Origin of the sequence: Pseudomonas baetica, from assembly GCF_019733355.1 — a bacterium.
Lineage (GTDB): Bacteria > Pseudomonadota > Gammaproteobacteria > Pseudomonadales > Pseudomonadaceae > Aquipseudomonas > Aquipseudomonas baetica_A.
Genome location: NZ_JAIHLQ010000009.1, coordinates 103,712 through 117,660, shown reverse-complemented (window position 1 = coordinate 117,660; position 13,949 = coordinate 103,712). Strand labels below are relative to the sequence as shown.

At 60.0% G+C, this 13,949-nt stretch carries 10 protein-coding genes; 4 read left to right on the top strand and 6 right to left on the bottom strand.

Annotated features, from left to right (window positions below; all coding sequences use genetic code 11):
• Window positions 1–96 precede the first annotated feature (96 nt).
• From K5E40_RS10865 to edd, 6 genes are all read right to left on the bottom strand, one after another.
• Window positions 97–1,398, bottom strand: a complete 1,302-nt coding sequence (locus K5E40_RS10865; RefSeq protein ID WP_221730718.1) for an ABC transporter substrate-binding protein — start codon at window positions 1,396–1,398, stop codon at window positions 97–99.
• Window positions 1,399–1,529: 131 nt separating this feature from the next.
• Entirely contained in the window at window positions 1,530–2,789 is a 1,260-nt protein-coding gene (locus K5E40_RS10860; protein ID WP_221730717.1) for an AGE family epimerase/isomerase, read from the bottom strand.
• A 227-nt stretch (window positions 2,790–3,016) separates the two neighbouring features.
• Window positions 3,017–4,486, bottom strand: coding sequence for an ATP-binding protein (locus K5E40_RS10855; protein WP_221730716.1), 1,470 nt, complete (start codon window positions 4,484–4,486; stop codon window positions 3,017–3,019).
• The gene (locus K5E40_RS10850; protein WP_221730715.1) at window positions 4,476–5,207 is read right to left on the bottom strand and encodes a response regulator; all 732 of its coding nucleotides are present in this window, start codon (window positions 5,205–5,207) and stop codon (window positions 4,476–4,478) included. The genes K5E40_RS10855 and K5E40_RS10850 overlap by 11 nt, the downstream gene beginning before the upstream one ends.
• A gap of 179 nt (window positions 5,208–5,386) precedes the next feature.
• Window positions 5,387–6,346, bottom strand: coding sequence for a glucokinase (locus tag K5E40_RS10845; protein WP_221730714.1), 960 nt, complete (start codon window positions 6,344–6,346; stop codon window positions 5,387–5,389).
• Window positions 6,343–8,169 (bottom strand): phosphogluconate dehydratase, encoded by a 1,827-nt coding sequence (gene edd / locus K5E40_RS10840; RefSeq protein WP_221730713.1) that lies wholly within the window; start codon window positions 8,167–8,169, stop codon window positions 6,343–6,345. The genes K5E40_RS10845 and edd overlap by 4 nt, the downstream gene beginning before the upstream one ends.
• A gap of 220 nt (window positions 8,170–8,389) precedes the next feature.
• Between edd and gap the strand changes: the two genes are divergently transcribed.
• The 4 genes from gap (at window position 8,390) to K5E40_RS10820 (ending at window position 13,899) form a co-directional block, all read left to right on the top strand.
• Window positions 8,390–9,391 (top strand): type I glyceraldehyde-3-phosphate dehydrogenase, encoded by a 1,002-nt coding sequence (gene gap, locus K5E40_RS10835; protein WP_221730712.1) that lies wholly within the window; start codon window positions 8,390–8,392, stop codon window positions 9,389–9,391.
• A 191-nt stretch (window positions 9,392–9,582) separates the two neighbouring features.
• Window positions 9,583–10,101 carry an RNA polymerase sigma factor gene (locus K5E40_RS10830; protein ID WP_221730711.1) on the top strand — a complete coding sequence of 173 codons (519 nt, stop codon included), beginning with the start codon at window positions 9,583–9,585 and terminating at the stop codon, window positions 10,099–10,101.
• 124 nt (window positions 10,102–10,225) lie between these two features.
• Complete coding sequence (locus K5E40_RS10825) at window positions 10,226–11,191, top strand: FecR domain-containing protein (protein WP_221730710.1); 966 nt, start codon at window positions 10,226–10,228, stop codon at window positions 11,189–11,191.
• A 122-nt stretch (window positions 11,192–11,313) separates the two neighbouring features.
• Window positions 11,314–13,899, top strand: coding sequence for a TonB-dependent receptor (locus K5E40_RS10820; RefSeq protein ID WP_221730709.1), 2,586 nt, complete (start codon window positions 11,314–11,316; stop codon window positions 13,897–13,899).
• The last annotated feature ends 50 nt before the right edge of the window (window positions 13,900–13,949 follow it).

Sequence of the window (13,949 nt, the reverse complement as noted above, 5' to 3'; positions counted from 1 at the left end):
TCGCGAAGGCGGTGTGTCAGTCGACGGATGGAGCAACTGACACGACGCCTTCGCAAGCAAGCCCGCTCCCACAGGAGGGGCCTGTGCTAACGACGCTTATTTAGCCGACTTGATCGCTGCGCCGAGTTTCTTGGCGGTATCGGCTGGATCGGCTTTCGGGTCATTGATGAAGTTGGTCACGACATCAAAGAACGCACCCTGCACCGCCAGCGTGGTCGCCATGTTGTGCGCCATGCTCGGCTGCAAGCCGCCGGACTTGGCGTCTGCCAGGAAGTCCTTCGCTGCAGTTTGTGCGCAGGAGTCGAAACCGAGTTTCTCCATGTTGTTCAACATGTCGTTACGTACCGGGATCGAGCCTTTGTTGATGCTGAAGACTTTCTGGAAGTTTTCACCCAGCACGACTCGGGCGATGTCCTGCTGACCGGCAGCAGTGCCTTTGTCTTTCTGCTTGAACACCGCCAGGGAGTCGATGTTGTAGGTGAACGCTTTGTCGGTGCCCGGGAAGGCTACGCACTCGTAATCCTTGCCAGCGACTTTCTTGGCCGCGGTCCACTCGGACTTGGCCCAGTCACCCATGATCTGCATGCCGGCCTTGCCGTTGATGACCTTGGCCGCTTCCAGGTTCCAGTCCTGACCTTTGCCGTCGACGTCCATGTAAGTCGCGACTTTCTTCAGTTCGGTCAGGGCCTTGACCATTTCCGGGCCGGTCAGCGCTGCGTTGTCCAGATCGACCAGGGCTTTTTTGTAACCATCAACACCCATGACCGAGAGCACAACGGCTTCGAACACGGTGCTGTCCTGCCAAGGCTGACCGCCGTGGGCCAGCGCAATGAAACCGGCTGCCTTGAGCTTGTCACCGGCAGCGTAGAATTCTTCGAGGGTGGTCGGGTTCTTGGTGATACCGGCTTTCTTGAAGACTTGCGGGTTGATCCACAGCCAGTTGACGCGGTGAATGTTCACCGGAACGGCCACGTAATCACCGTCGTACTTCACGGTATCGGAGACTTTCTTGTCGAGCAGGCTGTCCCACTTCTCTTCTTTGGCGACGTCTTTGAGCACGTCAGTGTCGAGCAGACCGGTCGACGCCCATTCCTGGATGTCCGGGCCTTTGATCTGGGCAACGCCTGGAGGGTTGCCAGCGACAGCACGGCTTTTCAGTACGGTCATGGCAGTCGCACCGCCACCACCGGCGACAGCGCCATCTTTCCAGGTGAAACCGTCTTTTTCGACTTGGGCCTTGAGCACATCAACAGCGGCTTTTTCACCACCGGACGTCCACCAATGCACGACTTCCACCGAACCTTTGGATTCGGCAGCGGACACACTGAGGGGCAGAATTGCGAGCGGGAACAGGGAGGCGACAGAAATGACAGTAGCGAGGCGAGAAATCGCATTCATCTGAGATGTACCTTTCTTGTTGTTATGCGTTGCAAGTCTGGTGCTTGCGCTGCACAGGAGTTTAAACAGGACGTTTCGCTTCGCAGGTAACGAAGGGACGCGCGAATGTCACGACATGGTTACATGACTGATTACATAGCAGCGCTCTGGGACAACTGCGCCAGCGCACTCGCCATACTCGGCGACAAGGGTAGACGAGGGATCAGTACGGCTTGCCAAGCGTGATACAGATCGGGTTTGCCCGGCCAGATATCGGCACTTGGGCGGTTCTGTGAGTCGAGTTCGTGGTGCCAACTGCCGTTGCAGCGGTCAATGAAATGGCTTTCACAAAAATCCCAAAAAAGCCGATACCAGGTTTCGTATTGCGCCTCGCCCGTGCGTTTGAGCAAGGCACTGGCCGCGGCGCTGGCTTCGGCATGCGTCCAGTGCAGGCGATGGCGGACCACGGCTTTGTTGTCCCAGTCGAGGGTGTAAACAATGCCCGGCGCACCATCGACATCCCAACCGTGACGGCAGTTGTTTTCGAACAGTTTCTGCGCGTCGGTCGCCAGCCAGCCGGGTGTGAGCATACCGGCCTGCACCCGCGCGGCCTCAAGATGCAGCAGCAGCCGCGCCCACTCAAAACCGTGGCCTGGAGTGGTGCCGTAAGGGCGAAAACCGTCGGCACGATTGTCTTGGTTGTACTCGCGCAGCGGTTGCCAGTCGCGGTCAAAGTGCTCGATGACCATGTAGCCATTGGCGCCAGCATGGCCGTGGATCACGCGTTCAACGATGCGCTGGGCGCGCACCAGCCAGCGCGGATCTTCCGTGACGTCGGCCAGCGCGAGGAAAGCTTCGGTGGCGTGCATGTTGCTGTTGGCGCCGCGATAGGCTTCTTCTTCGCTCCAGTCGCGATTGAAGCATTCGCGCATGGCGCCCTCTTCTTCGCTCCAGAAATACGTGTCGATGATGTCGATCGCGTCATCGAGTAAAGCTTGCGCGCCGGGGCGCTGCGCGACCACCGCAGAACTCGCCGCCAGGGCGACGAAGGCGTGCAGATAAGCGTTCTTGCCCGTGTTGCCATCGCGGTGTTCGGCGACCGCGAACCAGCCACCGTGCAGCGCGTCGCGCAACGGCCCGCGCAGGGCCGCGATGCCGTGATCGACCAGCTCGGCGAACCCTGGCAGGCCCTGAATATGGGCCATGGCGAAACTGTGAGTCATGCGTGCGGTGTTCATGGTTTCGGCCTGCGCGTTCGCAGGCAACTGGCCGCGCTCGTCGAGATTGCCAAAACCTTCGGGCAGTTTTGCCGCCTTGGCAAAATCCAGCAGGCGCAGGCCTTCGGCGGCGAGCCATTGATGATGGGCAGGGGCGTTCAGCCAACTGCTGAAGCCTGGGTGAAAGAGATCCATGGGTGGCCTTTTTTGTTGTTATGACGGCGGGCAGTCTAAACAACGGGCCGGGGCGGGCTTGTAACGAAGGGGACAGGTTTTGTCACCAACCCGTGACATGGATATTGATGTTGAATGGGCCGACGCCTTCGCGAGCAAGCCCGCTCCCACAGGGGACCACGTTTCTCCAGATGAAATACAGTCACCTGTGTGCGGGCTTGCTCGCGAAGAACGATAACGCGGTCTATCTAGTCGGCACTGCGTGGCAATTGCAACGTCACCCGCAACCCACCCTCACGCAAATTCTGCAACGTCACCTCACCGCCATGGCTATGGGCGATGTTGCGCGCAATCCCCAAGCCCAATCCGTAACCCTGCTGCTGCCCCGCCAAGCGAAAGTGCGGCTCAAACACCTGCTCCAGGCGCTGCTGCGGCACGCCCGGCCCTTCATCGTCGACGTGCAGGACAAACGCATGCTCGTCGTCATCGATGTGCAGATGCGCGTTCTGTCCGTACTTTAACGCGTTGTCGATCAGGTTGCCGATGCAACGCTTGAGCGCCAACGGTTTGCCCGGATACGCCGCCAGCGCTCGTCCGTTCTGGGTCACGCGGCCATTGCCGTTCGGTGCCAGATACGGCTCCACCAGACAATCGAGCACATGATTGAGATCCACCGGTTCGATGTTCTCGTGGATGTCGGTGTCTTTCACGCATTGCAATGCGCCTTTGACCAGCAACTCCAGCTCATCGAGATCGCGACCGAACTTGGCTTGTAACTGTTCGTCTTCCAGCAACTCGACGCGCAAACGCAGGCGGGTGATCGGTGTGCGCAGGTCATGGGAAATCGCGCTGAACAACTGGCTGCGCTCGGTCAGGTAACGGCTGATGCGCTCGCGCATGGCGTTGAACGCACGGCCCACCTCGACCACTTCGCTGCCGCCGCCCTCGGCCACCGGTTCGACATCGGCGCCCAGCGACATCTCCCGCGCGGCCCGCGCCAGGCGCTTGAGCGGCCGGCTCTGCCAATGCACCAGCAAACCGATGAACAACAGCAGAAAACCGCTGGTGAGGACGATGAACCACACTTGCTGCGAGGGCAGGCCTTGCTCTTCAAGGCTGGTGTAGGGCTCGGGCAGCAAGGAGGCGATGTACAGCCACTCGCCCGGCGCCATTTGAATTTGGGTGACCAGCACGGGCGGATTGACCGGTTCCAGCGTCAGCGCGTAATGCGCCCAGGAGCGCGGCAACTCATCGAGTTTCAACCCGGCGTTGAAAATCCGCAGATCCTCGGGGCTGACGAAACTCACGGAAATGTCGGTGTCCTGCCCCAACGACTGACGCAGCACTTCATCCACCGCTTTCATCACGGCGGCTTTACGCGGTGTGACCGGCAGCACGTCCATGCCCAGCGGTTTGTCGTTGAGCGTCACGACAAAACGGGTACCGCCCATGCTGCGCAACTGGTCGAGCACCAGCGGCCGATACGCCACCGGCAGCGAACGGAAATAACTGACGCTGGCCGTCATCGAATGCGCCAGGCTGCGCGCGCTGGTGACCAGCCCTTCCAGTTGTGTGGCGCGCAGTTGCGACACCCAGATCACACTCGACAAGGTCTGGGCGAACAGCATCGCCAGAAGCGTCAGCAACAACATCCGCCCCAACAGCGAACGCGGCACCGGCGCTCTGGCTGCGAGCTTGCGCAGGGACTCAGTGACCATTGCCGGCAACCACATTGGCTGCCAATTGGTAGCCGCTGCCACGCACCGTGCGGATCAGTCGCGGCGGTTTTTCCGTGTCGCGCAGGCGTTGGCGCAAACGGCTGACCGCCATGTCGACGATACGATCGAGGGGCATCAGATCACGGCCACGGGTGGCGTTGCCGATGGTGTCGCGGTCGAGGATTTCCTGGGGGTGATCGAGGAACAGTTTGAGCAAGGCGAAATCGGCGCCGGAGAGAATCACTTCCTCGCCGTCGGTGTGGAACAGCCGATGACTGACCATGTCCAGCCGCCATTCATCGAAGGCCAGCACTTCACTGCCGCTGCGCTCCTGACCGAATTGCGCACGACGCAGCAAGGCTTTGATCCGTGCTTGCAGCTCACGAGGGCTGAACGGTTTGCCGAGGTAATCGTCGGCACCGAGTTCCAGACCGATCACTCGATCAGCCTCATCGGAACTGGCGGTGAGCATGATGATCGGCACCTGCGCCTGACGCGGATGCTGGCGCACCCAGCGGCACAGGCTGAAACCGTCCTCATCGGGCAGCATGACATCGAGGATCACCAGATCGCTCGGTGCCTCGTTCAAGGCCTGACGAAAACTGGCGCCATCGGCTGTGGCCCGAACCTGAAACCCGGCGCGGGTCAGGTAGGTGTCCAGCAACTCGCGTATCTCCTGGTCGTCATCGACCAACAAAATCGACTTGTTGACTGAGCTCACTTCGAAGGCATCCTTGTTGTTGGTATTGAGGCGGATTATGCCTTAAGCATCGAACGTACAAACACCACAGAACCACTGTGGCAGCGGGCTTGCTCGCGAATCGGTTTTAACATTCAACACATCTGTTGACTGACACACCGCTTTCGCGAGCAGGCTCGCTCCCACAATTGGATTGCATTTCAGGTCGGGATGGATTGATCGAGGGCTACGCCGGCGCCAACAAGCCCCGAATACGGCGCTGTCACCAGCCACACCGGAATGCCCTTGAAGTAATCACTCATGCAGCCCTTGTCAGCAAAGCTGCGGGCGAAACCGCTTTCGACAAAGAAATCGGCAAAGCGGGGAATCACGCCGCCAACAATGAATACCCCGCCTCGCGCGCCCGTGGTCAGCACGTTGTTGCCGGCCACACGACCGAGCCAGCAACAGAACTGCTCCAGTACTTGCAGGGCAATCGGGTCACCCGCCAATCCCGCAGCGGTGATCGCTTCCGGCGTGTCGAGTGTTGGCTCATGCCCGTCGACCGCGCAGATCGCCCGGTACACCCGAGGCAAACCGCCGCCGCTCAATGCGGTTTCCGCGCTGACGTGGCCGATCTCGTTATGGATGTGCTGCCACAGCTGGGTTTCGCGCGGACTGCTCAGAGGCAGATCGACGTGCCCTCCCTCGCCCGGCAACGCGGCAAAACGACCGTCACCGAGATCGAGCAAGGTGCCGACGCCAAGGCCTGTGCCTGGGCCGATCACCACGGCCGGACGCAACGGCTCAGGCGTGCCTTCGCACACCACACGAAATTCGCCGGGCTGCAAACGGGTCATGCCCAACGCCATCGCCGAGAAGTCGTTGATCAGCAACAACTGCTCAACTTGCAACGTCAGGCAAAACGCCTGGCGGCTCAGGCGCCAGTGGTTGTTGGTGAACTTGAATTCATCGCCACTGACGGGGCCGGCCACCGACAGGCACACCGAACCGATGTCCCCCGGCGCCAGACCGAGCCCGCTCAGATACAGGCTGATCGCCTCCTCCGGGCTGGCGTAGTCGGCCGTGGCCAGCACTTGAATCGATGCCAGTTGCTGGTTTTTCCACAACGCGAACCGCGCGTTGGTGCCTCCGATGTCACCGACCAAAGCCAGTTTCAATTAAGCGTCTCCAGGGCAGAAGTGAAGGCGCTGGCGCCCTGCTCCGCCGAGCTGAAGGCCATACGCATGAAGCCAAACAGTTCGCGACCGCTGCCGATGTTGTTGCCCAACAGGCCTTTGGCGGGTTCGCGCGCGGCAAATTCTTCGGCGTCCACTTTGAGTTCCAAAGTACCTTTGACGCCATCGACGCGGATGATATCGCCCTCTTGCACCCGCGCCAAAGCCCCACCGACATAAGCCTCAGGACTGACGTGAATCGCCGCCGGGATTTTCCCCGAGGCGCCGGACATGCGCCCGTCGGTCACCAGCGCGACTTTGAAGCCGCGATCCTGCAGCACGCCAAGGAACGGCGTCATCTTGTGCAGCTCCGGCATGCCGTTGGAACGCGGCCCCTGGAAGCGCATCACCGCGACAAAATCCTTCTCCAGCAAACCGGCCTTGAACGCGTCGGCCAGATCCTGCTGATCCTGGAACACCATCGCCGGAGCTTCGACGATCTGGTTTTCCAACGCCACGGCGGACACCTTCATCACGCCGCGTCCGAGGTTGCCTTCCATCACCCGCAGACCACCCTCCGAGGAGAAGGCACGGGCAACGGGACGCAGAATATTTTCGTCGAGGCTTTCGATCGGGCCTTCGCGCCAGACCAGTTCGCCGTTATCAAGGAACGGTTCTTTGGTGTACTGGCTCAAGCCGTGGCCGAGCACGGTGTTGACGTCTTCGTGCAGCAGCCCGGCTTCGAGCAGTTCACGGATCAGGAACGACATGCCGCCCGCCGCCTGAAAGTGGTTGATGTCGGCTTTGCCGTTCGGATACACGTGGCTGAGGGTTGGCACGACTTCGGAGAGGTCGGCCATGTCTTGCCAAGTCAATTGAATGCCCGCCGCCATGGCGATGGCCGGCATGTGCAGGGTGTGGTTGGTCGAGCCGCCGGTGGCGTGCAGGGCGACGATCGAGTTGACCAGTGACTTTTCGTCGACGATTTCGCCGATCGGCATGAAGTTGCCGTTCTGTTTGGTCAGGCGCGTGACTTGATGCGCGGCCTCGCGGGTCAGGGCATCACGCAGTGGCGTGTTCGGGTTGACGAAGGAGGCGCCCGGCAGGTGCAGGCCCATGACTTCCATCAGCAACTGGTTGGTGTTGGCCGTGCCGTAGAAGGTGCAGGTGCCCGGGCTGTGGTAGGACTTCATTTCCGATTCCAGCAGCTCTTCGCGGGTCGCCTTGCCTTCGGCGTACTTCTGGCGCACGTCGGCTTTTTCCTTGTTGGAAATCCCCGAAACCATCGGCCCGCCCGGTACGAAAATCGTCGACAGATGGCCGAAGCGCAGCGAGCCCATCATCAGGCCCGGCACGATCTTGTCGCAGATGCCAAGCATCAGCGCGCCGTCGAACATGTTGTGAGACAACGCCACCGCCGTTGACAGGGCAATCACTTCGCGGCTCGGCAGGCTCAATTCCATGCCCGGTTCGCCTTGGGTCACGCCGTCGCACATCGCCGGAGTACCGCCGGCGAACTGGCCGACCGAACCGATTTCGCGCAGGGCATTTTTGATTTGTTCCGGGAACACTTCGTAAGGCTGGTGCGCCGAGAGCATGTCGTTGTACGAAGAAACAATGGCGATATTCGCCGAGTTCATCATCCGCAGGCTGTGCTTGTCTTCGCTGCCGCACCCGGCCACGCCGTGGGCGAAGTTGGCGCATTGCAGCTTGCCGCGCATCGGCCCGTCAGTCGCGGCGCCGTGAATCAGTGCAAGGTAAGCCTGACGCGTGGCGCGGCTGCGGGCGATAAGCCGTTCGGTGACCTCAAGGACGCGGGGATGCATGTGTAGAACTCCAGGCTAACGGATGTGGCGACCTGATTGTCTATGCTGATCAAACACCGTTGTTGTTGGAATGACAGACGGTGTTTTTGATCATTCGGACCAGTTGATTCAGGTCACTCGTTGTAGATAAAACAAAATATTGCCACTAAAAAGGCTTGTTTTCTATTTTTATGCGAATAATCTTGTAATTCCAACAACAAAACGACGGCGGCGCTGTTTCATGACTCTTCGAATCGCAATCAATGGTTTTGGCCGCATCGGCCGTAATGTCCTGCGCGCACTGTATACCCAAGGCTACCGACAGGATTTGCAGATCGTCGCCATCAACGATCTGGGCGACAGCTCGATCAACGCGCATCTGCTCAAGTACGACACCGTTCATGGCACGTTCGACGCCGAAGTGGCGCATGACAACGAAAGCCTGACCGTCAACGGCGACCGCATTGCCGTCAGTGCCATTCGCAACCCGGCCGAACTGCCATGGACTGCGGAAAAAATTGACGTGGTGTTCGAATGCACCGGTCTGTTTACCGACCGTTCCAAAGCCGCCGCGCATATTACTGCCGGCGCGCGCAAAGTCATCATCTCGGCCCCGGCCAAAGGCGCCGACGCCACCGTGGTTTATGGTGTGAACCACGACATTCTGCGCCAGTCGCACCAGATCATCTCCAACGCTTCGTGCACCACCAACTGCCTGGCGCCTGTGGCGCAGGTGTTGCACCGCGAACTGGGGATCGAAAGCGGCCTGATGACCACTATTCACGCCTACACCAACGATCAGAACCTGACCGACGTCTATCACACCGACCCTTACCGCGCGCGCTCGGCCACGCAGAACATGATCCCGAGCAAAACCGGCGCCGCTGAAGCGGTGGGCCTGGTGCTGCCGGAACTGGCCGGCAAACTGACCGGCATGGCTGTGCGTGTACCGGTGATCAATGTGTCGCTGGTGGACCTGACCGTGCAGTTGAAGAAAGAAGCCAGCGCCGAGGAAGTCAACGCGTTGCTCAAGGCTGCCAGCCAGCACTCGAAAATTCTCGGCTACAACACCTTGCCGCTGGTTTCCAGCGACTTCAACCACAACCCGCTGTCGTCGATCTTCGACGCCAACCACACCAAATCCAGCGGCAAACTGCTGAAGGTGCTGGCCTGGTATGACAACGAGTGGGGCTTCTCCAACCGCATGCTGGATAACTGCCTGGCGTTGTGTAACGCGGAGTAAGCCGCACTCCCCATGTGGGAGCGGGCTTGCTCGCGAAAGCGGTGGTTCAATCGATAGATGAGTCACCTGACACGACGCCTTCGCGAGCAAGCCCGCTCCCACAGGTTGGCGATTTCAATCTGAAATCAAGGCTTGACCATTCGACTAGATGATAAGCATTATCATTCGCCTCAAATGGATCAGGTCCTCCCGTGAGTCAATCGCGCTTCAACCATGTCTTCCTCACCCAGCGCACTTCGTTGCTGCGCACGCTGGAACGGATGGTCAACAATCACAGCACCGCTGAAGACCTGTTGCAGGAAACCTACCTGCGCGTGACGCGGGCGCTGAGCGAGCGGGCCATCGACCACCTCGAACCCTTTGTCTTCCAGACCGCACGCAATCTGGCGCTGGATCATCTGCGTGCGCGCAAGATTCATTCACGCACCATGGTCGATGACGTGCCGCAGGACGTCGTGCACAGCATCGCCGCCCCTGCCAGCAGCGCCGAAGACGCCGCCCACGCCGAACAATTGCTCGAACGCTTGAACGTGAGTCTCAGTCAACTGAGCACCCGTCAGCAGCAGATTTTCATCCTCAGCCGTCTGCACGGGCACAGCTATCAGGCAATCGCCGACGAACTGAATGTCTCTTTAAGCACCGTGCAAAAAGAATTGAAACTGATCATGACCATCTGCATTGGCGTCGCTGAACGCTTGAATGGCGACTGAGGCTGTAGGCTCTTTCCGTAAGCGCCAGGTTCGACTGCACTAAGCTTTGCGCTTTGTTACCCTTGCCCGACTTTTACGCTTCACTAAAAAAACAGCCGTGCGCAGACACTGCCGAGGAAACACCGTGACGGACACCCACCGCTCGCCTTCGCCGGAATCGGCGCGGGACGCTGCAAACGCAATGGACCAGGCACTGGACTGGCTCATCGTGCTAGGCAGCCCGGACGAGGAACAGACCCGGCAATTTCATGCCTGGCTGGCGGCCGATCCGTTGAATGCCGAGGCGTTTGCCAAGGCCCAAGCGATCTGGGATGGCCCGCAAATCGCTCAGTGCGCGCAAACCCTGGCGGCGGCGCCTGCGAAAGTCAGCGTCCTCAGCCGTCTGCGTCCACACTGGAAACCACTGGCCACCGCCGCGGTATTGCTGCTCGGTTTGTTCAGTTTCAGCAATGTGCCGCTGCGCATCCAGGCTGATCACCTGACCGTGGTCGGCGAGCGTCAGCATCTGCAACTGGAGGACGGCTCGAAAGTCCTGCTTAACACCAATTCGGCGTTCTCCAGCACCATCAACGATCAACTGCGCGTCGCGCGGTTGTACCAGGGCGAGGCGTTTTTCGAGATTGCCGGCAACCGCAAGCAACCGCTGGAAATCGACGCTGGCCCGGTCAAGGCCAGCGTGCATGACACCGCGTTCGCGGTGCGTTATCTGGACGGCGTGGCGCAGGTCAACGTGCAACGCGGCGATGTCGATTTGCGCGCTACGCATAACGATGCCCGGGTGCGTCTGTCTGCCGGAGAAAGTATTCGCATCGGCCCCAACGGCTTCGACCGCCCGGCCAAACTTGACGCCTCGACCGATCTGGCCTGGGTGCAAGGCCGACTGGTGTTCGAGAACTGCCCGTTGAATCAGGTGCTGGCCGAACTGCGCCGCTACTATCCGGGCTGGATCATCAACACCAACGAGCAGTTGGCTGATGTCGCCGTGACTGGCAATTACCGCCTCGATCAGCCACTGGACGTGGTGCGTTCCCTCGCTCACATCACCTCGGCGCGCCTGCAGGAATTCCCGGCGCTGGTGATCCTGAACTAAATGAGAATTATTTTTACTCGATAGCCAAAGCGCGTTCGTCTAGTTATAGCCAATGCAATTGATTCGCATCTTCGGACGCCAATCAGCACCTATAAAGATTCGTGCGACACGGAGCGCTATCGATGTCCTCTCGCCTTACCCGCCAGACTGCTTCCCCTTCCCGCGTGTTGTCGCTGCTGACCGCTGCCATCCTCATGGCCGGTACCGCACCGCTCATGGCTGCCACCGAGCAACCGACACGCAACATGGGTGATTACTCGTTCTCGATTGGCCAGCAACCGCTGGTGTCGGCACTGAATGCCTTCACCGCCGTCACGGGTTGGCAGGTCGGCCTGTCGGCAGAATTGGCTCAGGGCGTGTCGTCACCGGGCGTGCGTGGCTCGCTGCCGCCGGAAACAGCCCTGGAGCGCCTGTTGGTGGGGACCAACCTGAGCGTTCGCACATTGAGCAAAAACAACGTCGTGCTGCAGATGCGCCGTAACAGCGGCGCACTGAATCTGGATCAAGTGACCATCAGCGCCACCCGTCAGGAACAATCGGTCAACAGCGTGCCGGCCACCGTCAGTGTGCATACCCGTGAAGAACTGGATCACAACAACGTCAACACCCTCAAGGATCTGGTGCGCTATGAGCCGGGCGTCTCCGTCGGCGGCGCCGGCCAGCGAGGCGGCATCAGCGGTTACAACATCCGCGGCATCGATGGCGACCGCATCCTGACTCAGGTTGACGGTGTCGAAGTACCGGACGGGTTCTTCAACGGCCCGTACGCCAAGACCCAACGCAACTACGTCGACCCGGAAATCGTCAAACGCGTCGAGATCCTCCGTGGCCCGGCCTCGGTGCTGTACGGCAGCAACGCCATCGGCGGCGCGGTCAGCTATTACACCCTCGATGCGGACGACATCATCAAGCCCGGCAAAGACGTCGGCGCCCGCCTTAAAACCGGTTACAGCTCGGCCGATGAGAGCTGGTTGAAGTCCGCCACCGTCGCCGGCCGTGCCGATCAGTTCGACGGTTTGCTGCATTACAGCCAGCGTGACGGCCATGAAACCGATGCCTACGGCAGCAACCACGGCACAGGCCTTGAGCGCACCGCCGCCAACCCGGAAGACGTCAAGGCAAGCAACGTACTGGCCAAGATCGGCTGGAACTACAACGAAGATTCGCGCTTGGGCCTGACCTACGAAAAGTACAAGGACGATCGCGACACCGATCAGAAAAGCGCCTACGGCGGCCCGTACTTCAACGGCGCCCCGACCATCCCCAACAGCATGCTGCCCGGCGGCATGTACCAGTGGCGCACCGGCAACGACACGATCACCCGCGAGCGTTTCGGTATCGAACACAGCTTCGCCCTCGACAGCCTGCTGGGCGACAACGTGAAGTGGAGCCTGAACCACCAGATCGCCAAGACTGACCAGCGCACCGAAGAGTATTACTACCCGATGACCCGCAAAGTGCTGCGTACTCGCGACACGATCTACGAGGAAAAACAGTGGGTGTTCGATGCGCAACTGGACAAGGCTTTCGCCATCGGTGAGACCGATCACGTCCTGACCTACGGCACCACCATCAAGCAACAGAAAGTCACCGGCTCACGCAGCGGCGACGGCAAGTGCCTGGCCGTGGGGCGTGGCTGCAGCGCAATCGGCGCGACCAGTGCCGCTGACGTATTGAAGAAGGCCAGCGACTTCCCGGACCCGACCATCAACACCTACAGCGTGTTTGCTCAGGATCAGATCAGCTGGAACGACTGGACCTTCCTGCCGGGCCTGCGCTACGACTACACCGAACTCAAGCCGCACATCACCGAGCAATTCCTCAATACCGTAAACGCCGATCGCCAAGGTACGGTCAGCGACAAGAACAAGACCTGGCATAAGGTCTCGCCCAAATTCGGCCTGACCTACGCCTTTAACGAGCACTACACCTGGTACGGTCAGTACGCCGAGGGCTTTCGCACGCCCACCGCGAAAGCGCTGTACGGTCGCTTCGAGAACAACACCACCGGTTACACCGTGGCGCCGAATCCGGGCCTTGAGCCGGAAAAAAGCAAAAGCTATGAAACCGGTCTGCGCGGCCATTTCGAATCCGGCTCGTTCGACGTGGCGGTGTTCTACAACAAGTACCGCGACTTCATTAATGAAGACGCGGTCAAGCCGGGCGACGACGCGTTGACCTTCCAGAGCAACAACATCAAGCACGCGACCATCAAGGGGGCGGAAGTCAAAGGTCGTCTGAACCTGGATGCTTTCGGTGCGCCACAAGGCCTGTACACCCAGGGCTCGATTGCCTACGCCTACGGTCGCAACAACGACAACGGCGAACCGCTCAACAGCGTCAACCCGCTGACCGGCGTGCTCGGTCTGGGTTATGACCAGGACCACTACGGCGCCCTGCTGAGCTGGACCGTGGTGAAGAAAAAAGATCGTGTCGACGACAGCAACTTCAAATCGCCGGATGGCGTCAGCAGCCAGTTCAAGTCGCCGGGCTTCGGCATTCTGGATCTGGCCGGGTACTACAAAATCACCGACGACGTCACCGTCAGCGGCGGCATTTACAACCTGACCGACAAGCAATACTGGCTGTGGGATGACGTGCGCGGTTACGACAGCGTCGGCGAAGCCTCGGTAACGCAACCGGCCAACCTTGATCGACTGACCCAACCGGGCCGCAACTTCGCGATCAATCTGATCTGGGACATCTGACCCGGCCGACCTCACGGCGTGTGTTCATGCACCGCGCCGTGACTTTTTTT